Origin of the sequence: Algoriphagus sp. CAU 1675, assembly GCF_029222925.1 — a bacterium.
Classification (GTDB): domain Bacteria; phylum Bacteroidota; class Bacteroidia; order Cytophagales; family Cyclobacteriaceae; genus Algoriphagus.
Genome location: NZ_JARHUI010000002.1, coordinates 176,724 through 199,682, shown reverse-complemented (window position 1 = coordinate 199,682; position 22,959 = coordinate 176,724). Strand labels below are relative to the sequence as shown.

20 protein-coding genes are annotated in these 22,959 nt (G+C 42.3%); 8 read left to right on the top strand and 12 right to left on the bottom strand.

Going from position 1 to position 22,959, the window contains the following annotated elements:
- On the bottom strand, positions 1–1,119 hold the full coding sequence (locus P2G54_RS04905) for a glycosyltransferase family protein (protein WP_275868815.1): 1,119 nt from the start codon (positions 1,117–1,119) through the stop codon (positions 1–3).
- A gap of 1 nt (position 1,120) precedes the next feature.
- Positions 1,121–1,981 carry a UDP-2,3-diacylglucosamine diphosphatase gene (locus P2G54_RS04900; RefSeq protein ID WP_275868813.1) on the bottom strand — a complete coding sequence of 287 codons (861 nt, stop codon included), beginning with the start codon at positions 1,979–1,981 and terminating at the stop codon, positions 1,121–1,123.
- A gap of 240 nt (positions 1,982–2,221) precedes the next feature.
- Here P2G54_RS04900 and P2G54_RS04895 point away from each other — a divergent pair, with 240 nt between their 5' ends.
- From P2G54_RS04895 to P2G54_RS04885, 3 genes are all read left to right on the top strand, one after another.
- Positions 2,222–4,696 carry a DPP IV N-terminal domain-containing protein gene (locus P2G54_RS04895; RefSeq protein WP_275868811.1) on the top strand — a complete coding sequence of 825 codons (2,475 nt, stop codon included), beginning with the start codon at positions 2,222–2,224 and terminating at the stop codon, positions 4,694–4,696.
- Between the two features lie 342 nt (positions 4,697–5,038).
- Complete coding sequence (gene katG / locus P2G54_RS04890) at positions 5,039–7,258, top strand: catalase/peroxidase HPI (RefSeq protein WP_275868810.1); 2,220 nt, start codon at positions 5,039–5,041, stop codon at positions 7,256–7,258.
- Positions 7,259–7,405: 147 nt separating this feature from the next.
- Positions 7,406–8,365, top strand: coding sequence for a CapA family protein (locus tag P2G54_RS04885; RefSeq protein WP_275868808.1), 960 nt, complete (start codon positions 7,406–7,408; stop codon positions 8,363–8,365).
- Between the two features lie 17 nt (positions 8,366–8,382).
- Here the strand turns inward: P2G54_RS04885 and P2G54_RS04880 are convergent, their stop codons facing one another.
- From P2G54_RS04880 to P2G54_RS04870, 3 genes are all read right to left on the bottom strand, one after another.
- Complete coding sequence (locus P2G54_RS04880; protein WP_275868806.1) at positions 8,383–8,640, bottom strand: hypothetical protein; 258 nt, start codon at positions 8,638–8,640, stop codon at positions 8,383–8,385.
- Positions 8,641–8,747: 107 nt separating this feature from the next.
- Positions 8,748–10,193, bottom strand: coding sequence for an RtcB family protein (locus P2G54_RS04875; RefSeq protein WP_275868805.1), 1,446 nt, complete (start codon positions 10,191–10,193; stop codon positions 8,748–8,750).
- 3 nt (positions 10,194–10,196) lie between these two features.
- A complete protein-coding gene (locus P2G54_RS04870; RefSeq protein WP_275868803.1) occupies positions 10,197–10,613 on the bottom strand; it encodes an archease in 417 nt (138 codons plus the stop codon).
- A gap of 213 nt (positions 10,614–10,826) precedes the next feature.
- Between P2G54_RS04870 and P2G54_RS04865 the strand changes: the two genes are divergently transcribed.
- Positions 10,827–11,246, top strand: coding sequence for a hypothetical protein (locus P2G54_RS04865; protein WP_275868801.1), 420 nt, complete (start codon positions 10,827–10,829; stop codon positions 11,244–11,246).
- An 18-nt stretch (positions 11,247–11,264) separates the two neighbouring features.
- Here the strand turns inward: P2G54_RS04865 and P2G54_RS04860 are convergent, their stop codons facing one another.
- Positions 11,265–12,608 carry an ATP-binding protein gene (locus P2G54_RS04860; protein ID WP_275868799.1) on the bottom strand — a complete coding sequence of 448 codons (1,344 nt, stop codon included), beginning with the start codon at positions 12,606–12,608 and terminating at the stop codon, positions 11,265–11,267.
- Positions 12,598–13,980, bottom strand: coding sequence for a sigma-54 dependent transcriptional regulator (locus tag P2G54_RS04855; protein ID WP_275868797.1), 1,383 nt, complete (start codon positions 13,978–13,980; stop codon positions 12,598–12,600). The genes P2G54_RS04860 and P2G54_RS04855 overlap by 11 nt, the downstream gene beginning before the upstream one ends.
- A 182-nt stretch (positions 13,981–14,162) precedes the next feature.
- Here P2G54_RS04855 and P2G54_RS04850 point away from each other — a divergent pair, with 182 nt between their 5' ends.
- Positions 14,163–14,591 carry a peptidylprolyl isomerase gene (locus tag P2G54_RS04850; RefSeq protein WP_275869652.1) on the top strand — a complete coding sequence of 143 codons (429 nt, stop codon included), beginning with the start codon at positions 14,163–14,165 and terminating at the stop codon, positions 14,589–14,591.
- Between the two features lie 74 nt (positions 14,592–14,665).
- On the opposite strand, the gene P2G54_RS04845 is transcribed toward P2G54_RS04850, so the two are convergent.
- The 4 genes from P2G54_RS04845 to rsfS form a co-directional block, all read right to left on the bottom strand.
- Positions 14,666–15,487, bottom strand: coding sequence for a hypothetical protein (locus P2G54_RS04845; RefSeq protein WP_275868795.1), 822 nt, complete (start codon positions 15,485–15,487; stop codon positions 14,666–14,668).
- Positions 15,484–16,260, bottom strand: a complete 777-nt coding sequence (locus tag P2G54_RS04840) for a UDP-2,3-diacylglucosamine diphosphatase (protein ID WP_275868794.1) — start codon at positions 16,258–16,260, stop codon at positions 15,484–15,486. The genes P2G54_RS04845 and P2G54_RS04840 overlap by 4 nt, the downstream gene beginning before the upstream one ends.
- A gap of 112 nt (positions 16,261–16,372) precedes the next feature.
- Positions 16,373–18,445 carry an ATP-dependent zinc metalloprotease FtsH gene (gene ftsH, locus P2G54_RS04835; protein WP_275868792.1) on the bottom strand — a complete coding sequence of 691 codons (2,073 nt, stop codon included), beginning with the start codon at positions 18,443–18,445 and terminating at the stop codon, positions 16,373–16,375.
- 64 nt (positions 18,446–18,509) lie between these two features.
- Positions 18,510–18,857, bottom strand: coding sequence for a ribosome silencing factor (gene rsfS / locus P2G54_RS04830; RefSeq protein WP_275868791.1), 348 nt, complete (start codon positions 18,855–18,857; stop codon positions 18,510–18,512).
- Between the two features lie 64 nt (positions 18,858–18,921).
- Between rsfS and P2G54_RS04825 the strand changes: the two genes are divergently transcribed.
- Both P2G54_RS04825 and ahcY read left to right on the top strand, forming a co-directional pair.
- The gene (locus tag P2G54_RS04825) at positions 18,922–19,686 is read left to right on the top strand and encodes a biotin--[acetyl-CoA-carboxylase] ligase (RefSeq protein WP_275868789.1); all 765 of its coding nucleotides are present in this window, start codon (positions 18,922–18,924) and stop codon (positions 19,684–19,686) included.
- Between the two features lie 79 nt (positions 19,687–19,765).
- On the top strand, positions 19,766–21,085 hold the full coding sequence (gene ahcY / locus P2G54_RS04820; protein WP_275868788.1) for an adenosylhomocysteinase: 1,320 nt from the start codon (positions 19,766–19,768) through the stop codon (positions 21,083–21,085).
- A 50-nt stretch (positions 21,086–21,135) separates the two neighbouring features.
- Here ahcY and P2G54_RS04815 read toward each other — a convergent pair whose 3' ends face one another.
- Complete coding sequence (locus P2G54_RS04815) at positions 21,136–21,948, bottom strand: hypothetical protein (RefSeq protein ID WP_275868786.1); 813 nt, start codon at positions 21,946–21,948, stop codon at positions 21,136–21,138.
- 84 nt (positions 21,949–22,032) lie between these two features.
- On the opposite strand from P2G54_RS04815, the gene P2G54_RS04810 reads away from it, so the two are divergent.
- The gene (locus P2G54_RS04810) at positions 22,033–22,905 is read left to right on the top strand and encodes an SDR family oxidoreductase (RefSeq protein ID WP_275868784.1); all 873 of its coding nucleotides are present in this window, start codon (positions 22,033–22,035) and stop codon (positions 22,903–22,905) included.
- Positions 22,906–22,959 lie beyond the last annotated feature (54 nt).

Here is a 22,959-nt window from a genome sequence, read left to right as displayed (position 1 = left end):
TCATCCCATTTCCAAAGAAGGAGCTGTAGAATCCCAGAAAACTTCCCCTTTGGTCAATAGATTTTGAAGTATTTCTCCCCAGGAATTTTGCCAATGGATAAATTCCTGGGGAGTTTTTGTTTCTTCCAGTGGAATTTTTTCCAATAGGCTAAAATCAAATTCAGTTGAGGCAATACCTATTTTCTTTTGCTGAATCTCCAAAGCATTGCAGGCTTGTTCATATTGCCCGGCCACAGGAATTACTAGAGTTGGCTTTCCCAAATACATGGCCTCACATACGGATTCAAATCCAGCAGTACAAACCAAACCCTTGCAGGAAGCCATGTCTTTCAGGAAATTTTGGTCATGAACCCGGTGAAAACTCAGGTTCTTCAAGGGTTGTTCGACTTCAGTAGCGCCTTTTTTATCCCAGTAAACTTTGATTTTGATATGAGGATTGGCTTGGGCATAATTTAATATTTGGGCTCCGTATCCCGGGTTAACAATGTAAGCGAGAAAGAAGTCTCCCTGTTTTATCTCTTGGTTTTTAACTTCCCGGCGAAGTAAGGGAGGAACTATCTGGATTGAGTTGACAGGATTTTTCTGTGGAAGAAATGAAAGAGCCAATTTCCTGTCTGCTCCCAAAGCTGTCAGTCGGGTGTTCAATTGGAAAAAGGTTTTTTCCAGTCCTTTGGATGGGGCAAAGGGGAAACTCGGATGTTCAATCAGGTACTGATGACCGATCACCCAATAGGCGGCTCTAGGTCTAAACAGGAAATTATAGAATCCGCCAAGCAGGTCGTAAAAATTCAAAATGATGTCCGGTCGTTCCCGATTGACTATCTGGTGGATTTTTTCGAGACTTTTCCAGAATACAGGAAGCGCGCATAGGTTTTTTTGGATTGTTTTTCCCAATAGAATTGCTGTTTCCGTGCTGTCTGTCTCAAAGTTGGGACTTGAAACCAAATGAATGGGAGCTAGGATTTCCCGGGTGAAAAATGCCGGAACTTCCCTTCTCTTACTTTTTCCAAGTATAACTGAACAGAGCTCATGGCCTTGTTCTTTCAGCAATCTAGAGAAAGCGATGGCCTGAGTCATATGCCCTCTTCCTTCCCCCTGAATTATGAACAAAAATTTCATGCTACCTAAAAGCTGGTGGTGTCAAATCCTCTTTTGGAGAGTCAAAGGCAACCTGTTGCAGTGGCGTGAAGTGGCTGTCTCCTGAGAAGAATGAGCCGAATTGGCTGTTTCTGATTTCTTTGAAATTGATCTCATTATAAAAGATCAGTTGCCAGTTTCCTTCGTGATCCTCTGCCAAAGCACTCATCGTTTCCACCCAATCTCCCGAATTCATGTATTCTATTCCGTCAATGTTTCTATTTTCGGCTTTATGGATGTGTCCGCAAATTATCCCGTCGCATCCTTTTGCGCGGGCCATTTTGGCCAGTTCGCTTTCGTACTGGTCAATGTAGGAAACCGCGGATTTTACTTTCCCTTTTACATATTGAGAGAGTGAAAAATAGGGGAGGCCACGTCTCATGCGGTAATGGTTGATAATTCGATTGAGCCAAAGCAAGAAAGTATAGCCAATGTCTCCCATATAGGCTATCCACCGCAGGTTGGTAGTGATACTGTCAAAGACATCCCCATGTGTGATAAAGTACTTTCTTCCATTGCTTTCGTAGATCATATCCCTCTGTATCGACAGATTTCCTATTTGGAGGGGGAGAATCTGGTCCAAAAAATCATCGTGGTTTCCCCGTAGATAAAAAACTTTTGTTTTGTCATTCTCCATCATTTTGACGATTCTGTTGAAAAAGCGCGTATGCTTTCTTTTCCAGCTACCGGATTTTTTGAGCTGCCATCCGTCAATGATGTCTCCATTCAAGATCAGATTTTCGCAGCTGTACTGTTTGAGAAATCGCACGATTTCTTTGGCTTTGGAGCCTTTGGAGCCCAAGTGTACATCAGAAAGGACGATGGTTTTGAATTGAGTTTTCACACGTTTGGTTTTGATTCAAAACTATAACCCTTAAATAAATCAGTCATGAATGGTTGATTAATGAATTGCTATTTTTTCAGAATTTTATTTGGTAAAAATGAAATTCATGTTAAGCATGTATTAAAATGCTTGTTTTCGTATGGACTTGAGACTAGTTCGAGTTGGCCTTTTTTATGCAAGCGGTATAGCAGTTTTTGAGTCCCTGATATAGTTTCGAACTGAATTTTAACTAGAGAGATTATGAGAAAATCAATTTTGGTTTTGGGGCTTTTTTTTACCTATCTGGTAAGCTCCGCCCAAGAAACCATCTACCCGGGTAACTATGAACTGGCTGCCCGCTTTTCACCGGAAAAACTCAAGAAAATGATTTTTTCGACCAGTGTGAATCCTCATTGGATGAAAAAGTCAGATCGTTTTTGGTATGAATACGAAACCAGCGAGGGGAAATTCTGGTATGTGGTGGACCCTGTGAGGAAAACCAAGACTGCGTTATTTGACAGGGATAAACTTGCCATGGAAATCACCAAGGTGGTCAAGGATCCGTTTGATGGACAGCATCTGAAATTGGATGACCTGAAATTGCTTGAAGATGAAAACACCATCCGGTTTAAGGTAAAAAGTACACAGGACGTAGTCAAATCGGATTGGGCTGAAATCAAGGAAAAAAACAAAAATGCCAAGGATTCCCTTGAGAAGAAGGTTTTTACCTTCCTTTTCAATATCAGTTCCCAGCAGCTTCAAGAAATAGAAACTGAAAAAGATCCAAAGCGACTTTCCTGGGCCAATATTTCTCCTGATTCCTCCAAGGTGGTCTACATGAAAAATTACAACCTGTATTGGATGGACAAGGAGAATTTTTTAAAGGCCGTGAAGGATGAAAAAGACAGCACTATTGTAGAGAATCAGTTGACCTCGGATGGGGAAAAGGATTATGAATACGGTTGGGCTGGCCGTGGGGACGACAATGTGGAAGAAGAAAAGAAAAAAGACGACCGCAAGCGTGCAGGGGTGCTTTGGAGTCAGGATTCCAAACAATTTGTATTGACCCGAACAGATTCCCGTGAAGTAAAGGATCTTTGGGTGATCCATAATACACGAAACCCTCGCCCTACATTGGAAACCTATAAATATGCCATGCCGGGTGAAAAGGAACAACCCCAGACGGAATTGCTGCACTATTCTTTTGCAAATGGAAAGATGAGTCAGTTGCCGATTTCGACTTTCAAGGATCAGACAGTCAGCCTTTGGTCCACCACTCCTGCGGCCAATACCCGGGACGATGACTTCCGTCCTGCTACTTGGTTGGGAGATTTGGATGGATTTTATTTTGCCATTACTTCCCGGGATCTAAAAAGAGTGGATGTATGCAGATGGAACTTAAAGACCAATGAAAAGGAAGTACTGATCGAGGAGAGAAGCAATACTTATATTGATTTTCCAAAACTTGAAATCTTGGGGAATGAATTGATTTGGTGGTCTGAAAGGGACGGATGGGGACATTTATACCTATATGGAAAAGATGGATCCCTGAAGCGACAACTTACCACGGGAACCTTCCATGTAAGTGGAGTGGCAAGGGTTGATGAAAGAAACAGAAAGGTGTTTTTTGTTGCAAATGGACGTGAAAAAGGAGAAGATCTTTATTACGAACACTTGTATAGTGTGAATTTGGACGGTGGAGCAGTTAGCCTCTTGAACAAAGGGGATTTTAACCATGACATAGATATCAATGACAATTCAGCTTATTTTGTCAATACCTTTTCAAGGGTCAATACCACCCCGGTTTCTGTGTTGATGGACCGCAATGGGAATAAGGTAATGGATTTGGAAACGGCAGACTTAAGCCAGCTTTTTGCAGCAGGATACCAGTTTCCGGAGCCCTTTAAATTCAAGGCAGATGATGGAATTACCGATCTTTATGGGGTGATGTATAAGCCATTTGATTTTGATTCTACCCGCAAGTATCCTTTGATTCAATATGTCTATCCCGGGCCTCAGACCGAAGCGGTCAACAAATCTTTTGGAAGAAGTATGGACCGAACAGACCGTCTGGCTCAGTTTGGTTTTGTGGTGGTAACTTTGGGAAATAGGGGAGGACATCCCGCCCGCTCCAAATGGTATCATAATTATGGTTATGGGGATTTGAGGGATTATGGTTTAGCAGATAAAAAAGCTGCAATTGACCAGTTAGCTGACCGTCATGCATTTATTGACCGAAACAAGGTTGGGATTCATGGACATTCCGGAGGAGGCTTTATGTCAACGGCGGCCATGTTGGTTTACCCTGATGTGTTTAAGGTGGCTGTTTCCTCTGCTGGAAATCACGAGAACAATATCTACAACCGTTGGTGGTCAGAAAAGCACCATGGTGTGAAAGAGCAGGTTTCTGTAAAAGGGGATACTACTTTCGTTTATCAGATTGAAAAGAATCCCGATTTAGCTAAAAACCTGAAGGGGCATTTGATGCTTTCTACTGGAGATGTGGACAACAATGTTCACCCAGCGGGGACTATTCGAATGGCCAATGCATTGATCAAGGCTGGAAAGCGCTTTGAGTTTGTGATCCTGCCTGGACAGCGTCATGGATATGGGGATATGACAGAATACTTCTTCTGGAAAATGGGGGATTATTTTGTACGCCATCTTTTGGGAGACAATACTCCTCCTCCTGTGGATATGGTAGAGATGCAAAGGGATAAACCCAAGGATGATTAAATACTTTACTCGTTTTGATAAGAATGAAAACCCAGCTCCTAGAGGCTGGGTTTTTTTTTGACCTTTGAGATTGTTTTCAAAATACCCCTCCCGATGATAGGGATTTCTGTAGGATCCGAGGATATGATTTAAATCAGATTTAAGTAGGTTTAACCTCAATTGTCTTTTAAAAAGGATAATTTTTAAGTCTATTTTAGACATTTTTATTGATTTCCAATCTTGAGGATTTCAAGGTTTGGGAATACAAAAGAGTCATAGTTTTTATCTATTGAAATTTTGAATAAATAAATAAAACATTTCAGTAAATTAGCTTTTGTAGAAATTAACAAACCAAATAATCATATGGATAAACACAGCACATCTGGAGGCGATATCAGTAAATGCCCCTTTCACAATGGAGAAATGAAACATGTAGCAGGAGGAGGTACCAGTAATAGGGATTGGTGGCCCAACCAACTGAGATTGAATATCCTCCGTCAGCATTCTGCAAAGTCAAACCCTATGGATGAGGGATTTGATTATGCAAAGGAGTTCAAGTCTTTGGATTTGGCAGAACTTAAAAAAGACATCGAGAAAGTGTTGAAGACTTCTCAGGATTGGTGGCCTGCTGACTATGGTCATTATGGTCCTTTCATGATTCGTATGGCCTGGCATAGTGCAGGTACTTACAGGGTCCATGACGGAAGAGGAGGTGCTGGTACCGGAACACAGAGATTTGCGCCTTTGAATTCTTGGCCAGACAACGGTAACCTGGATAAGGCCCGATTGTTACTTTGGCCAATCAAGCAGAAATATGGTAAGAAACTTTCTTGGGCAGATTTGATGATCCTGACCGGAAATGTTGCCTTGGAGTCCATGGGCTTGAAAACTTTTGGTTTTGGCGGTGGCCGTGCAGATGTTTGGGAACCAGAAGAGGATATCTACTGGGGTTCCGAGACTGAGTGGTTGGGAGACAAGCGATATACCGGTGACCGTCAGTTGGAAAATCCATTAGGTGCGGTGCAGATGGGATTGATTTATGTAAATCCAGAGGGACCTAACGGAAACCCTGATCCTATGGCAGCTGCAAAGGACATACGGGAGACATTTGGCCGGATGGCAATGAATGATTATGAAACGGTAGCCTTGATTGCAGGAGGTCATACTTTTGGTAAAGCCCATGGTGCCGCCGACCCAAGTAAATATGTGGAAAGAGAACCAGCGGCAGCACCTATTGAGGAGATGAGCACCGGTTGGAAAAATAATTTTGGAACAGGTAATGCGGGAGATACCATTACCTCCGGATTGGAAGGGGCTTGGACCACTACTCCTACCAAATGGAGCAACAACTACCTATGGAATCTTTTTGGCTATGATTGGGAATTGACCAAGAGCCCTGCAGGAGCTCATCAGTGGATTCCAAAGCATGGAATGGGAGCAGGAACCGTACCTGATGCTCATGATTCCAGTAAGCGCCATACTCCAATCATGTTCACTACGGACATTGCCTTGAAGACAGATCCTTCCTATGAGAAAATCGCAAGGCATTTCTTGGACAATCCGGATGAGTTCGCGGATGCATTCGCAAGGGCTTGGTACAAATTGACTCACAGAGATATGGGACCAAAGTCCCGTTACTTGGGTTCTGAAGTGCCTGCTGAAGATTTGATCTGGCAAGATCCGATTCCGGCAGTAAACCATGATTTGGTAGACGAAAAGGATATAGCTGGTTTAAAGGCCAATATTTTGGCTTCCGGCTTGACTGTTTCTGAATTGGTTTCTACTGCTTGGGCTTCTGCTTCCACTTTCAGAGGCTCTGACTACCGTGGAGGTGCCAATGGTGCACGTATTCGGTTGGAGCCAATGAAAAATTGGGAAGCCAACAATCCAACCCAACTGAACAAAGTATTGGGAGTTTTAGAAAGCATTCAGGAGGAATTCAATGGTACTCAGTCCGGAAACAAAAAAGTATCCCTTGCTGATCTGATTGTGTTGGGTGGATGTGCTGCCATTGAAAAGGCCGCAAAAGACGCTGGATTCGAAATCACAGTTCCTTTCACCCCGGGAAGAATGGACGCTTCGCAGGAAGAGACCGAGGTCGAATCATTCGAGTTCCTTAGACCTGTAGCAGATGGTTTCCGCAACTATATGATGGCTAATTGTCCTGTTAAAGCGGAGGAATTATTGGTAGACAAAGCTCAGCTTTTGACCTTGACTGCTCCGGAAATGACTGTTCTGGTTGGAGGAATGCGTGTTTTGGGTGCAAATTATGACGGTTCCAAGCATGGAGTATTGACCAATACTCCCGGCGTATTGACCAATGATTTCTTTGTAAATCTATTGGATATGGGCACGACCTGGAGAGCTACTTCGGACTCACAAAACGTATTTGTAGGAAGTGATAGAAATTCAGGAGAACCAAGATGGACCGGAACCCGTGCAGACTTGATATTCGGATCCAATACCGAGCTGAGAGCCATTGCCGAAGTTTATGGTTGCGAGGACGGAAAGGAGAAGTTTGTGAAAGATTTTGTGGCGGCTTGGAACAAGGTGATGAACCTCGACCGATTCGATCTCAAATAATTTCAATCTATTCAAGTCATAAAGGCGATCCATTGGGGTCGCCTTTTTAATTGCTTCCCTTCTAAAAGTCTTCCCTGACCAAAATCATTGTTATGTTCTTAGATCAAAAGTAAGTTGTGAAGGACCAAAAAATCTAGATTTTTAGCAATGGACCAAACTCTTAGAATTGGATTTGCCGGAGATGTGATGTTGGGGAGAACACTTGATCACATCCTGGACGAGCGGGGATATTGGTATCCGTGGGGTGATGTTTTGCCAATCATGCAACAAACTGATTTGAATATCATCAACTTGGAAACTGCCTTGACAAATAGTGAGGATAAAGTGCTCAAAACTTTCAACTTCAAAGCCAAGCCTGATAAGGTAGAAAGCTTAGTCAAGGCAAGGATAACGGTGGTAAATCTGGCCAATAACCATGTTTTGGACTATGGGGAGTCTGGATTGATTGAAACGCTAAATACTCTGAAAGGGGCTGGTATCAAATATGTAGGAGCCGGGATGAATCTAGAGGAAGCCGAGTCCCCTGAATTTGTTGAAATAAAAGGAATAAGGGTTGGAGTGATTGGAATGACGGATAATGAATCGACCTGGAAGGCTGGTAAGGGGCCAGGAACAAATTATCTGGAAATTGAAAGTGAGAAAGATAGAGCAAAGGTTCTCCAAACAATAGAAAAAGCAAGGCGCCAGTGTGATTGCCTTGTGGTGTCCATTCACTGGGGCCCCAATATGGTAGAAAGCCCTCCAGAGGAATTTGTCCAATTTGCCCACTCTATGATTGATCATGGGGCGAATATAATCCATGGTCACAGTGCTCATATTTTTCAGGCTGTTGAACAATATCATGGAGGTTTGATCCTGTATGATACGGGGGACTTTGTGGATGATTATGTAGTAGATCCTTTGCTGAGAAATGACCGTTCAGCTTTTTTTGAGATTTATGTGGGTTGTTCAGGAGTGAAAAAGCTTGAAGTAATTCCTGTCAGGATTTTTGATTACCAAGCCAATAAGGCCATTGGCGAAGATTATCAATGGGTGATGAGACGCTTTCAAAAATCTTCATCGGAATTTGATACGGTTTTGGGAGAGGATGGAGTTCTTAATTTTTAAAGGATTCATCCAAGGGATTATTCTGGTATCTCTCCGAATGTTTTGCCATCGTGGTCATTTGAAGGAAAGGCCTCGGTAGCCTCTTTATTTATCAAGGTTCCCGCTTTATCAAATTGAAGTTTGTGGAGGTAATTGTCCTTTGCAACCTCTACAAAATAATGAGGTTCCTCCTGGATCATCTTGATTTCTGACAAGTTCAAGAGGAAGTCTTCCTGGAAATTTTTGCGAATGTAATCCACAGCTTTAGGGGGTAAATTATGAGGATGAGGTTTCATAACTCAAGAATTTTACGGCTCAACAAATTCATTTTCAAAAATTAAGGTAACCTGAACCTTTGATAAATTTTATGATAATGGTCACTGTTTGGAAAAATTAAAGTCAATCAGCCTTTGATCACGACCATGGGTTTCAGTCTTGCCACTTTTCGGGCGATTTCTGCATTGTGAACCACATTGATCACTTCTTCAATGTCCTTGTAGGCAATGGGAGCTTCTTCACTTACTCCTTTTCTTGAACCGGCTCGCACATGAATGTCCATGCTCAATAGTTCTTTTTCCAAATTATGGATGTTGACATTTCGGGTGGCTGCATGCCGGGACATTCTTCTTCCTGCCCCATGACAGGTAGATCCAAATGTTTTTTCCATGGCAGTCTGTGTTCCTACCATCACATAGGATGCGGTTCCCATGCTTCCCGGAATGATCACGGGTTGTCCTGTGGAGCGGAGGGCCTCAGGGATTTCCGGGTTGTGGGGGCCAAAAGATCGTGTTGAGCCCTTTCTGTGAATGATCAGTTTTATTTTCTTTCCGTCCACGATGTGCTCTTCAACTTTGGCAATATTGTGGGCTACATCGTACAAAAGCCGAAGCCCCCCTTTTTCTTTGCCAAAAAACTCCCTCCATAGTTCCCTGGTTTTTGAAGTGATCACCTGTCTATTACACCAAGCAAAATTCGCTGCGGCAGCCATGGCTTTGAAATAGGCCTGACCGTCTTTGGAGTCAAAGGGTGCACAGGCCAGTTCACGGTCTGGTAATTGGATGTGATAGGAATCTAAGGTGGATACCATTTGTTTGAGGTAATCTGAAGCAATTTGGTGTCCCAGGCCTCTGGATCCAGTGTGGATTAGTATGATTAGTTGGTTCTTTTTCAAGCCAAATGCCCGAGCTGATTCAGAATCAAAAATTTCATCCACATAAGAAACTTCCAAAAAGTGGTTTCCCGAACCTATGGTTCCCAATTGGTCAGCCCCTCGTTTTTTTGCATATTCTGACACGAAGTCTGGGTCTGCATCTTTCAAGCAGCCATTGGATTCAATGTGTTCTATATCCTCCATTTCTGCAAACCCGTTTTCAAGTGCCCATTGTGCACCTTTTCTCAATACTTTATCCAGTTCTGATTCATCCAGATGAAGGGAACCTCCTTTTCCCACCCCTGAGGGAATATGCGCATAGAGGGCTTTTGCGAGTTCTTCTCCCCGATTTTTAAGATCCTTTCTTTCCAATTCGGAACAAAGAATTCTGACTCCACAATTGATATCATATCCTATTCCTCCTGGAGAAATTACCCCATGAGGCCACTCGGTTGCTGCCACTCCGCCTATGGGAAAACCATAGCCTTCATGAACATCAGGCATAACAATCGAAGCTTTTTTGATGCCGGGAAGCATGGCAACATTGGTGAGTTGCTCCAAAGAATTATCATTTCCCAGCTCTTGCATCAACTTATCTGAGGCATAGATTTGAGCAGGTACGCGCATGCCTTCCCGGGTTTTTTGGGGGATTTCCCAAAGGTATTCATCTACTTTTTGGATATGTTGCTTTAGGTCCATGGCTCAAATGTCAAATACAATTATGGTTTCTAATTGCTTGTCTTGATTTAGTTTAACATCGGCTTCGTGATAAGTCACTGCCTTGATGTCTTCATCTATTTTTTCCTCAGGGAATCCAAAAATCAATGCAGAGATAAAATGATCGTTGAGAATTTTAATCTGGAGTTTACAGAAAATAGCATTATGCAAATGGGAATGTGTCAATACCTCTCCCAAAAATTCAATCAAAAGTGTGGTTATGTTTTTGGACCTGAGATTGATAGGGATTGTCAAAGTGAAAAAAGGTGGATTCTTGCAGGCATCTGCCTTGATAATTTGGCTCATGCCCTCCAAGGCTGCCTCAAATAGGGCAGGAGAGGAGTCAGCCCGAATTCTCATGCGAATATCCGCAGTATGTGATATGTAATCGAAGGCTTTCAAGATGAAATTAAGTTCGGAAAGCCCTTATTCAATTCCTATGATGCTTGTCAGTTAAGCCTATAAAATCAATCTTTTTAGCCCCCCTTGAATCGCTGTAATACCTATAAAATTGAGGGCAGAATAGAAAATGTATTAAATTCTTTAAAAAAACTGATTTTTGTCATTGAGAGCTTGATTTTGAACAGGTATGTTTCAGGTCTTAACAATACCCGTATGAAAAAACTTGTACTCCTTGGACGTGTTTCCCTATTTGTAATCTTCTTCTGGTTCGGAATTTTAAAAGTAATCGGGATATCTCCTGCAGAACCCTTAGTTCATAATCTATTTGATCAACTCTTTCCTGAGATCATTTCTTTTCAAATCTTCAATAGGCTTTTTGGGGCATTTGAATGTTTTATAGGCATAATTTGGTTGGTTCCCGGACTCACGAGATTTTCCCTTTACATTCTCCTTTTTCATATGGTGTTGACCTTTCTTCCCGAATTGTTGCTTCCAGAGGATACTTGGCAAATGTGGCTTACCCCAACTTTGATCGGTCAGTATATCATAAAAAATCTAGCATTGATTTCCCTTGGTTTGCTAATTTATAAACAAACTGAGGTAGAAAAGCTGGCGTTTGTCAGAATCTCCTGATAAGGCTTGTTGGGCTTTTTACCCGTTGAAGATGAGTTTGAAGGTAGTACCTTCATCTAGCTTGGAACTGACCTGAATGTTTCCTTTGTGTCGACGCATGATCTGTTTGGAAAGACTGAGTCCAATTCCGGACCCTTTCTTTTTGGTAGTGAAGAATGGGATGAAGATTTTACTTAAGGCTTCCTCTTCAATTCCTTTGCCCGTGTCACTTACTTCCAGGATGATTTTGCCAGCTTCATCAATGTAGCCCCGAAGTGTGATTGTCTTTTCTTCAGCATCTTCCAGTGCCTGAATGGCATTCTGGGTTAAGTTGATCAGGACTTGTTCGATTTGGGTCTGGTCTCCAAAAAGGATGAGTTCTTCAGGCTCCAAATCAATATTGACTTGAATATTTCCTGATTCCAATTGATGATGGAGAAGGACTTCCAATTGCTCAAAAAGCTTGGCAATCCGGATGCTGCTGAATTTTGGAGTTGGGATATGGGCGAGACTTCGGAAGTCAGATACAAAGCTGGTCAGGCCTTCGGAGCGTTTTTCAATGGTGCTGATACCCATCAGGTAATCTTCAAGGTCAGTGATGGTCAGTTCTTCCTGATTGTCCATTTTGGATTCAATATCGCTTTTGATGGTTCCTGCTAATGAGGAGATCGGAGCGATAGAATTCATGATTTCATGAGTAAGGATTTTTACCAGGTTTTGCCAGGCTTCCATTTCCTTTTCTTCCAGCTCGGATTGGATGTTCTGAAGCGATACGAGTTTGAATTTTTCCCCGCGCATCAAAAGTTCGATCACATAGACGGACAGCTGCATGATTCCATCCGGATGGGCGATTTTAATGAGTTCGCTGCCACCTGTTCGGAGGTTTTGGATGGCTAAAAACAGTTCTTTATTGATGCTTTCGATTTCCCCGATGTTTTTCAGTACGTCCACATTCAGGATTCTGCGTGCTGCCGTATTGAGGATCTGTATTTCTCCATTTTCCCCAAAGGTGATCAAGCCTATGCTCAGATGCTTAAACACCGAGCGGAAATACTGGTAATTGGCCTCTTTTTCTGCTTGGTCTTCTTTGAGTTTTGCCAGGATTGCATTGAACTCAATATGGAGATCGTCGGTTTCGGTCCCGTCAAATTTCACTGGGTAAACCTGGGAGTATTTGTCCTGTTTAATGTTGTCAAGGAAGACCCTGACTTTTTTGAAGGAGCTTTCAGAATAGCGGATCAAAAAGATGATCTGGAAAATCACCATGATGATCAGCAGGGAAATCATAAAGACTCCCCATTCATTGAAAATGGAAGTGGCCAATAAAAAAAGTGCCGCCGCCAAGAGGACAATTCGTCCTAATAAGCCGACTTTATAATCCATATTTTTCCAATCTTCGGTATAGTGAAGCTCGTGTCAAGCCCAGTTCTTTGGCTGCCTTTGAAATATTTCCTCCGTTTTTATCGATTGCTCTTTGAATGGTACTTCTTTCCATATCGTCCAGATTCAATGTGGTATTTACAGGAGCTTTTTCTGAGGCAGGCTTGGAAGAAAGGAAGAAGAAATCTCGGCTGTCCAGCTCATCTCCTTCAGCCATGATGATTGCCCGTTCAATGGCATGTTGCAATTCACGGATATTACCTGGCCAAGGGTAGCGCTGCAGCAACTCCATGGCATTTGCTTTAAATCCTGTGAAATTTTTTCTGTATTTCTGAGAGTAGACCTTCAGGAAATGGTTGGCTAATTGAGGGATGTCATCATGCCTTTCACGCAGTGGTGGAAGGAAAATCTCAACCGTATTGATCCGGTAAAGTAAATCCTGACGGAAGGAATTGTCCATAACCATTTCATGGACCGGCATATTGGTGGCACAGATCAATCGGATATCTACAGGAACCGACTTATTGGTACCGATTCTGGTCACTTCTCTTTTCTGAAGTACTGTTAAAAGTTTGGATTGGAGTGGCATGGAAAGATTTCCGATTTCGTCCAGAAACAAGGTGCCCTTGTCCGCAACCTCAAATCTACCTGCACGGTCTTCTTTTGCATCGGTAAATGCTCCTCGCTTATGACCGAAAAGTTCAGATTCAAACAGGGTCTCCGTAATTGCTCCCATGTCCACACCTACGAAGATCTCTTCTTTTCGCAGTGAGCGCTCGTGGATGGCACGGGCAATCAGCTCTTTTCCTGTTCCGTTTTCTCCCAAAATCAAAACATTGGCATCAGTCTGAGCAACTTTGTCAATGATGGAAAAGATGTTTTTCATGGAAGCACTGTTCCCGATAATGTCGGTATAAGGCTTCTTCATATCTGTCTGAAGCTGCTTTTGTTTTTTCTGAAGCTTTTCTACTTCGTTGTAGCTTTCTTTCAGTCTGACAGCCGCAGAGAGAGTTGCAAGTAACTTTTCGTTTTGCCAAGGCTTGAGAATAAAATCAGTGGCCCCTTCTTTCAGTGCCTGAACAGCCATTTCCACATCACCAAATGCAGTGATCAAAATTACTACGGCCTTGGGATCAATCTCCTTGATCTGTTGCAGCCAATAAAAGCCTTCTTTTCCTGAGGTGGTATCTTCCCGGAAATTCATGTCCAGTAAGATGACATCGTAATTGTTGTTATTGATCAGGAAAGGAATCCTTCTAGGGTCTTTTTCTATCATCACCTCCTTGGCGTGTTTTTTCAGGAGCATTTTTGCAGCAAAAAGCAGATCCTCGTTGTCGTCGATGATGAGTATTTTTCCTAAGCCTTGATTTTCCATGATTGTTTGTTTGGCTTTTTTAGAGGGAAAATAATGCCAATGCCAAAAATAGGCATTAAGTGGACATTTGCCTGAAATTGTGTCCGATATTGCGCATAATTATACTGTATCCGGACAGTTTTGCCGGATTTTCCTCCCCGGTATATAATTTGTACCTTTGCAATTGACCAAAAAAACGAACAATTATGCAAGCAAAAAAAGGAGATGCAGTGCAGGTGCACTATACCGGAAGATTGGAAGACGGAAGTGTATTTGACTCATCAGTGCAGAGGGAACCGCTGGGTTTTACACTAGGGGATGGAAATATGATCAAAGGATTCGATGCCGCAGTTGACGGGATGGCAATTGGAGATAAAAAGACAGTAACTATTCCAGCAGCAGAGGCTTATGGTGAGAGAAGAGAAGATATGATGATTGATGTTCCTCGTCATCAGGTTCCTGCTGATATCAAGCCTGAAATCGGATTGCAATTGATGCTTCAGGGTGGCAATGGTCAACCTATGCCAGTTATTGTGATTCACGTGGACGATGAAAAAATCATTCTTGATGCCAATCACCAATTGGCTGGTAAAGATCTGATCTTTGATATTGAATTGGTGAAAATCGGATAATTCTGTTTTACCCAAGCAAAACCCGGTTTTGGTTCAGTTCAAAACCGGGTTTTCTGTTTTTAGATGCTAGGTTTTTATAGTGCTTTAATCCAATCTGGCATCGCATAAAGATATAGAGTGTCTTTTCCCGCTAATACCAGCCTGTTTTGGCCGAATTGAACAAAATCAATGTTCTCTTTGGGGAGTGGGGCTAGGATTTTTTTGGATTGATCTCTTAAGTCAAGTGCGGTTAGTTTTCCTGATTCTGTCCAGATTAGATGATTTTTGTAAAGGTTTAGCCTTTTGATTCCGGACAGTTCTATTTTTTGAAGTAAGTTGCCCTGATTGTCGAAAACATAAATTCCGCTTTCCGGCACATTCATGAAAAGTTGGTTTTTGAATTCCCGGATTTCGCTGACTCCAAGAGTGGCATCATTAAGAATCAGGTTCAAAGGTTGAGAATCCAATACCAATGATCTCAAATAATCTAGACGCTTGAGACTTAGGTCGGATTCATCCCAAACCCATAGAATATTATTGTTTCCAAAGGTGGCCGCTTTTGCGAGATGGACATCCAAATTCATGAAATCTTCCTCAATCAATGGATTCAGAAATCGGTCCAAAACCCGGTATTGCTGGAGGTCTGCCGAAAAACTGAAAATGTTTACTGTCCAGGAGGCTTCCAGTTGGCTGAGTTTTCCCTGACGTGTAGGGGAAAAGAAATTGAGCTCCTTGCCATCGGGATTAAATAAATAGATATCCCCCTCTTCGGTACTTACAAAAAATTGGTCTCTGGTATCAAAGGATACCAAATCCCGGTTGGGCAGCTGGATTTCAGTAATGGGCTTTCCAAGGCTTTGTTGTCCAAAGGAAGCCAAATAGGAAAAGAAAAAACTAAGTATTAGAAGGAATTTCATTTTTCAAAATAGTCAAGCTTGGCCTGATTTCCGTCAAATTCCAAAAAGCTGTATCGGCTTACCCATTCACCCAGATTGATATAGGTTGCATTTTCTCCCACCTCCAAACGCAAGGGGAGATGTCTGTGCCCGAAAATATAGTAATCGTGGTGAAAGCTTCGTTCAACTTCCTTGCAATATTGCCAAAGCCATTCATCATCTCCCAAAAAATGGTCTTCGTTTTTTTTCATATTGGAGATTCGACTATTTCCAGACCAAGTCTTTGCGATCTTGATGCCCAAGTCAGGGTGAAACCATCGGAACAACCATTGGGCCAAAGGATTAGTAAAAACCTTTTTCAACAGTTTATAGGACTTATCCCCAGGTCCCAGACCATCTCCGTGACCCACTAGAATTTTTTTTCCTTCCACGATCAATTCGATTGGATTGTGATATACAGGTATACCCAGTTCTTTGGTAAAATAATCCTTCATCCAGAGATCATGGTTTCCAGTAAAAAAGAGTACAGGAACACCTGCTTCTCTCAACTGATGGATTTTGGAAATGAAGGGGATAAACCCTTTTGGGATGACTTCTTTGTATTCAAACCAGAAGTCGAATATGTCACCTACCAAAAAAATAGCAGCCGCCTGGTCTTTGATTTGATCCAACCAACGGACAATTTTTTGTTCACGGGTTTTACTGGCTTCTTCGGAGGGGGCTCCCAAGTGAAAATCAGATGCAAAAAAGAGTTTCTTCCCGTTAAGGGAGAAATTTTGGGGATTAGCAGGCATGACTAAAGATAGAATTCGGAATCAAAAATAAAAAGCGAGAATAAATGATGTGCCCCCATTAGTCATTTTACTAATGGGGGCACATACAATTCAGAGCTTTTAAACCGGGATTTTACTTTTCCGGTTTGGGTTCTGGCTGGGTCACCGCTTCAGGTTCCTCAGACTTTGGAGTCTCTTGGGCTACTTCATCTTTTACCTCAGCCTCAGTTTTACTCTCTTCAACCTCTTCCTCTTTTTTATTGGTATAGGCTTGATAGGTAGTCTCCTTGGCAAAAGGTCTTTTTCCGATCAGTTTTTCCAAATCAGACTGGAAGATGATTTCTTTTTCCAATAATTCCTTAGCCAGAATTTCCAGTTCATTACGTTTCTCCTGTAGCAAATCGATTGTTCTCTGGTAAGCAAACTGAATCAGTTTACTTACTTCCTGATCAATCATTTCTGCTGTAGCTTCGGAATATGGCTTGGTCATTTTATAGCCATCGCTTTTACTGTCGTAGAAGGATACGTTTCCTAGCCTTTCATTCATACCATAAACAGACACGATGGAATAAGCCATTTTGGTGATTCTTTCCAAGTCGCTTAATGCTCCAGTGGAAATTTTACCGAAAATGATTTCTTCTGCGGCACGTCCACCAAGGGTCATACACATCTCGTCAATCAGCTGTTCGGTTTGATATAAGAATTGCTCTTTTGGCAAGTATTGGGCATAGCCAAGAGCTGCAACTCCTCGAGGGACTATGCTGACCTTTACCAAAGGATCCGCATGCTCAAGGAACCAGCCTGCTACGGCATGACCTGCTTCATGATACGCAACAATCTTTTTCTCTTCAGGAGAAATGATCTTGTTTTTCTTTTCAAGACCACCGATTACCCGGTCAACAGCATCCTGGAAGTCCTGCATATCTACAGCAGTTTTATTTCTTCTTGCTGCAATCAGAGCTGCTTCGTTACAAACGTTGGCTATTTCCGCACCGGCAAAACCAGGAGTTTGGGCTGCCAGTTTTTTAGGATCAACATCTTTGGAGATTTTGATAGGCTTTAAGTGCACTTTGAAAATCGCTTCACGACCCACAATGTCTGGCTTGTCAATGGAAATCTGACGGTCAAATCTACCCGGTCTCAACAAGGCACTATCCAACACATCCGGACGGTTCGTTGCTGCCAGTACAATTACTCCGGAATCAGTTCCGAACCCATCCATTTCAACCAATAGTGAGTTCAGGGTGTTTTCACGCTCGTCATTGGAGCCTGGCATTTGGCCTTTTCCTCTTGATCGGCCAATGGCATCAATCTCATCTATGAAAATGATACAAGGGGCTTTTTCCTTGGCTTGTTTAAACAAATCCCTAACTCGGGCTGCACCAACACCAACGAACATTTCCACGAAATCAGAACCGGAAAGCGTAAAGAAAGGAACACCTGCTTCCCCGGCAACAGCCTTGGCAAGCAAAGTTTTACCGGTACCCGGAGGGCCTACCAAAAGAGCACCTTTTGGGATTTTACCTCCTAGTTTGGTGAATTTGGACGGATTCTTTAGGAACTCGACAATTTCCTGAATTTCTTCTTTTGCCTCGTCCAAGCCGGCTACATTGTCAAAGGTGATTTTGACTTTGTTTTCAGCATCAAAAAGCTGTGCTCTAGATTTTCCAACATTAAATATCTGTCCACCCGGCCCAGAAGGTCCAGACATTCTTCTCATCATAAACCAGAAGAAGACAAACAGGATGATCAGGAAACCAAAGCTGCCAAACCAGCTGCTCCAGTTTTCTTCAGTGGTTACTCCATAGCCGATTCTTTCTTCTGAGGGAAAGTTCTCTTCCAGAGCATCAAAATCCGTTGCGAATTTGTCTGAGGAAGCCACCTGAAGAGAGTAATGAGGCCCATTCGGGTTGAAAAACGCAGAGTTGGATTCGAGTTCGGTTTTATATTTTTCCTTGGAAAGTGCCGATGGCTTTAGCGTGACGTCCACCCGGTCCATGTTTTTGACGATTATGACCTTGGCTACGTCTCCCGACATATACATGTCCTCAAACCTTTTCTGAGTAATGTCAATGACGGCACCTCTTTGCTGAATCCAAGTAAGGCCTATCAATACTAAGATAGCGGCCACAATCAGCCAAAGCTGAAAATTCGGACGCTGAGGTGGTTTAGGGACAAATTTTTTATTCTTATTATTCTCGCTCATTGATATAGGATAATTCTATTAATTTAAACTTAAAACGGTTTCAAATGGTGAATGTTCGTGGTATTTAATTGATGCGTGTCATTTTTGCATCGCCCCACAAATCTTCCAAACCGTAAAATTGTCTTTTGTCTTTTTGGAAAATATGGGCCACTACATTGACATAATCCATAAGTACCCAGTTAAGATTGTCTTTTCCTTCGCTTCGGAATGGGGCAGATTCCCCGGCTTTTAAAACTTCCTCTTCAATGGAATCGGAAATCGCATCCACTTGCGTATCTGAATTTCCGGAACAAATCACAAAAAAATCGGTTACTGCATTTGGTATTTTACGTAGATCCATCACCACGATATTGGAAGCTTTCTTTTCCTCCATACCTTTAACGATGACCTTGCTCAGCTCTTCTGCTGTCATATTATTCACTTAATTTTGCACATGCCTGAGTAAAACTAACTCCTATCAGGCAAACTGAAAACTTATGTATAAAATTCTTGCCAACACGATTTTTTTGGGAAAAGATGTACATTTTCTGCCAGACTGTCACTCTACCAATGACATTGCTTTCCAAATGGTCAGGCAGAAAAAGGCTCAGGAGGGTACGGTTGTTATTTGTTCCAATCAAACCAAAGGACGAGGTCAGCGAGGAAATGTTTGGGTATCGGAGCCCGGAAAGAACCTTACTTTATCCCTTGTTTTGAGGCCTTCATTCTTAGATATAACAGAACAGTTTCAGCTGAATATGTGTGTTTCCAATGGGATTAGGGAGTTTTTGCAGGAATATGTGCCTGATATAAAAGTCAAATGGCCCAATGATTTGGTTGTGCCAGGAGAGGGGAAAATAGGAGGGATTTTGATTGAGAATTCCGTAACCTCAGAAGGCTGGGAGTTTGCTGTAGTTGGAATTGGATTGAACATCAATCAAGAAAAATTTCCCCTTCCTTTCGCTACTTCTCTTAAAAAGCTGACAGGGACTGAATTTGATCTTGGGGAATTGTTTAGGCTACTGATTACTCGATTGGAACAGAAATACATTCAGTTGAGGAAGGGGAAAATCAAAGAAATTAAAACCGAATACCTGAATTATTTGTATTCAAAAGGGGAGTGGAAAAACTTTGGTTTGGGAGAAGACCAAATTCTGGGTAAAATACTCGGAATCGACTCACTTGGGCAACTGCAGATTGAAATGGAAAACGGGGAAATATCGACATTCGGCTTTAAGGATATCAGGCTCCCATTGGAGTGACTTCGTTTTCAATTCCAAGATTTAAACGATACCTTTGCGCAAGTTTTTAAAAGAATTTATTTCGTTAACTATCAATAACATGTCAGAAATCAAATCTGAAAAATTCATTAAATACAAAGTGAAAGACATTTCCCAGGCTGAGTGGGGAAGAAAAGAAATTCGATTGGCTGAGGCAGAAATGCCCGGCTTGATGGCTCTAAGAGAAGAGTTTGGAGCTGAGCAGCCATTGAAAGGAGCTAGAATTGCAGGATGTCTTCATATGACTATTCAGACAGCGGTTTTGATCGAAACACTTGTGGCTTTGGGTGCTGAAGTGACTTGGTCTTCCTGTAATATTTTCTCTACCCAAGATCATGCAGCAGCGGCTATTGCAGCAGCGGGGATTTCTGTATACGCTTGGAAGGGAATGACTGCTGAGGAATTTGACTGGTGTATTGAGCAGACTTTGTTTTTTGGAGAAGAGAAGAAGCCTCTCAATATGATTTTGGATGATGGAGGTGATTTGACCAATATGGTATTGGATCAGTATCCTGAATTGGTTGCCGGAATCAGAGGCTTGTCTGAAGAAACCACCACTGGTGTTCATAGATTATACGAGCGTATGAAAAACGGTACGCTTCCATTGCCTGCTATCAATGTGAATGACTCGGTGACCAAGTCAAAGTTTGACAATAAATATGGATGTAAAGAATCATTGGTAGATGCAATCAGAAGGGCAACTGATGTGATGATGGCTGGAAAGGTAGCCGTTGTTGCCGGTTACGGTGATGTTGGAAAAGGTTCTGCAGCTTCCTTGAGAGGTGCCGGGGCTCGCGTGATCGTTACTGAAATTGATCCGATTTGTGCTTTGCAGGCTGCTATGGATGGCTTTGCTGTCAAGAAAATGGCAGATGCTGTGAAAGAAGCTGATATTGTAGTAACAGCAACAGGTAATAAGGATATTATTTCTGGGGAGCATTTCAAGTCCATGAAGGACAAAGCCATTGTGTGCAATATTGGCCACTTTGACAATGAAATTGACATGGCTTGGTTGAATAAAAACTACGGACATACCAAAAACGTCATCAAGCCTCAGGTGGATTTGTATGACCTGGACGGAAAAGAGATCATTGTTTTGGCAGAAGGCCGTTTGGTGAATTTAGGTTGCGCGACAGGCCATCCTTCATTTGTAATGTCCAACTCCTTTACCAATCAGACTTTGGCCCAGTTGGAGCTTTGGAAAAATAATGAAAGTTATCAGCCTGGAGTGTACGTGTTACCCAAGCATCTAGATGAAAAAGTTGCGGCTCTTCATTTGGCTAAGCTAGGTGTGGAATTGGACACCCTTTCTGAAGATCAGGCACAATATATTGGCGTAGATGTTCAGGGACCATTCAAGCCTGAATACTACAGATATTAAGATTTTGAGAAAAGTTGCTTATTAGGGCCCTGAAGTAATTCAGGGCTTTTTTATTGGTTTAAATGCAACCGTCTTCCATCTGGTAAAATGGCTAGGGCTTCAACCTGACAGGCTTCTGTTTCCTCGTAGGAAATTGTATAGCTGACGTTTTGGTTATCTGCTCTAGAAACTTGCCAGAGTTCTGTTCCGGATACCGGGATCATGGAGTTGGATTGAAGGCATAAAGCCTGCAATTTTTTTGCAGAGGTGATGGACATTTCCATTGATCTTCCTGCAGGATTCGTTCCCGTAAGGGAACCAGATGAGCTGATTATGCTAAGGATTGAATTTATTTTCGAGGTGGTGTGGACAAAAGAACCGGATAGGGTTGTGCGAAGGTTTTTGTCAGATTTAATACGCAAGTCCTCAAAAGTTTCTATAAACCGATCTTGTCCGGAAGGGATATATTGACGTTGTCCGTGAATGGAAAAGTTATTGTAATGGTAGTCATTGAATTCGACTGTCCACCCGTTTCCTTCTCCAACCGGGAAATAACTGATGATGATTTTTCCCTTTCTGTTTTGGGTTGCTTCTTGCTCACAATCTCCTACTTGATCAAAGTCCAAAGTAATGGTCCTTTCATCCAAGTTCACAGTTTTCAAAGGGCAGCCTGGAATTTGGCTTTCGGAAAGTTGACTTAGTTCGAGAAATGAATAGAGGGTGGCGAAAAGGCTTTCGTCTAAATTTTTGGAGGTATCGAATAGCTGCTGGGCTTCGGTTGGAAGATCGGTTTGGATCTCCCGGTCAGTATCGTCCTGACAGGAGACTGAACTGAGAATTAAAACAAGTAAAAAAACAAAAGATACCTTCTGATTAGAGTTCATAGATTGGATAGGTATTTGACTTTTTTAAACCTTTCAATTACTAGGCCGAATGTTTATCTTGGATGAATTCAAACCAAGGAAATTATGAATTTTAACGATGGAATGTTGAAAGAGGGGACTCTTTCGGGAAAAAATATTTTGATTACAGGAGGAGGAACAGGATTGGGACGAGCCATGGGAGAATACTTCCTGGAGTTAGGTGCTCATCTCGTAATTACTTCCAGAAAGCTTGATGTACTCCAGAAAGCTGCTAAAGAAATGATGGACTCCAAAGGAGGTAAAGTTGTGCCTTTGGCCTGTGATGTGAGGCATATTGATCAAGTTGAAGAGATGTGGATGGAGGCAACCAGACAAATGGGGCAGATTCATGTAGTTTTGAACAATGCCGCAGGGAATTTTATCAGTCCAACCGAAAGGCTATCCGCAAATGCATTCAATACAATTTTGGATATAGTTCTAAAAGGCACTTCGCAACTGACACTCACCGCGGGAAAAGATTGGATTTCAAAACAGCAAGGAGGAACATTTTTGAATATTGTTACCACTTACGCCTGGACGGGATCTGCTTATGTGGTTCCTTCAGCAGCAGCGAAAGCAGGGGTGTTGGCAATGACACGCTCATTGGCTGTAGAATGGGCTAAATATGGTATACGATCCAATGCAATTGCTCCGGGACCATTTCCAACCGAAGGTGCTTGGAGCCGATTGTTGCCCGGTAACCTTGCTCAGCAATTTGATCCATCCAAAAAAGTCCCGGTCGGAAGAGTAGGAGATCATCAGGAATTGGCCAATTTGGCAGCGTACCTAGTTTCAGATTTTTCTTCCTTTGTAAACGGGGAGGTAGTGACTATAGACGGAGGAGAATGGTTAAAAGGAGCGGGTGAATTCAATAACCTTGATCAAATTCCTCAGGAATTATGGGATATGATGGAAGCCTCTCGAAACAAAAAGTCCTAGACTATTCCTTTGCAGGATTTTGAAATAAGTAATAGCTGGCAGGAATTCCCTTTT

Excerpts from the sequence above, each read along its gene's own strand:
- P2G54_RS04885 (WP_275868808.1), top strand. The coding sequence starts at position 7,406 with ATGGACCAAACTCTTAGAATTGGATTTGCCGGAGATGTGATGTTGGGG.
- P2G54_RS04815 (WP_275868786.1), bottom strand. The coding sequence starts at position 21,948 with ATGAACTCTAATCAGAAGGTATCTTTTGTTTTTTTACTTGTTTTAATT.
- rsfS (WP_275868791.1), bottom strand. The coding sequence starts at position 18,857 with ATGACAGCAGAAGAGCTGAGCAAGGTCATCGTTAAAGGTATGGAGGAA.
- P2G54_RS04895 (WP_275868811.1), top strand. The coding sequence starts at position 2,222 with ATGAGAAAATCAATTTTGGTTTTGGGGCTTTTTTTTACCTATCTGGTA.
- P2G54_RS04905 (WP_275868815.1), bottom strand. The coding sequence starts at position 1,119 with ATGAAATTTTTGTTCATAATTCAGGGGGAAGGAAGAGGGCATATGACT.
- ahcY (WP_275868788.1), top strand. The coding sequence starts at position 19,766 with ATGTCAGAAATCAAATCTGAAAAATTCATTAAATACAAAGTGAAAGAC.
- ftsH (WP_275868792.1), bottom strand. The coding sequence starts at position 18,445 with ATGAGCGAGAATAATAAGAATAAAAAATTTGTCCCTAAACCACCTCAG.
- P2G54_RS04865 (WP_275868801.1), top strand. The coding sequence starts at position 10,827 with ATGAAAAAACTTGTACTCCTTGGACGTGTTTCCCTATTTGTAATCTTC.
- P2G54_RS04840 (WP_275868794.1), bottom strand. The coding sequence starts at position 16,260 with ATGCCTGCTAATCCCCAAAATTTCTCCCTTAACGGGAAGAAACTCTTT.
- katG (WP_275868810.1), top strand. The coding sequence starts at position 5,039 with ATGGATAAACACAGCACATCTGGAGGCGATATCAGTAAATGCCCCTTT.
- P2G54_RS04860 (WP_275868799.1), bottom strand. The coding sequence starts at position 12,608 with ATGGATTATAAAGTCGGCTTATTAGGACGAATTGTCCTCTTGGCGGCG.
- P2G54_RS04880 (WP_275868806.1), bottom strand. The coding sequence starts at position 8,640 with ATGAAACCTCATCCTCATAATTTACCCCCTAAAGCTGTGGATTACATT.
- P2G54_RS04825 (WP_275868789.1), top strand. The coding sequence starts at position 18,922 with ATGTATAAAATTCTTGCCAACACGATTTTTTTGGGAAAAGATGTACAT.
- P2G54_RS04845 (WP_275868795.1), bottom strand. The coding sequence starts at position 15,487 with ATGAAATTCCTTCTAATACTTAGTTTTTTCTTTTCCTATTTGGCTTCC.
- P2G54_RS04875 (WP_275868805.1), bottom strand. The coding sequence starts at position 10,193 with ATGGACCTAAAGCAACATATCCAAAAAGTAGATGAATACCTTTGGGAA.
- P2G54_RS04810 (WP_275868784.1), top strand. The coding sequence starts at position 22,033 with ATGAATTTTAACGATGGAATGTTGAAAGAGGGGACTCTTTCGGGAAAA.
- P2G54_RS04855 (WP_275868797.1), bottom strand. The coding sequence starts at position 13,980 with ATGGAAAATCAAGGCTTAGGAAAAATACTCATCATCGACGACAACGAG.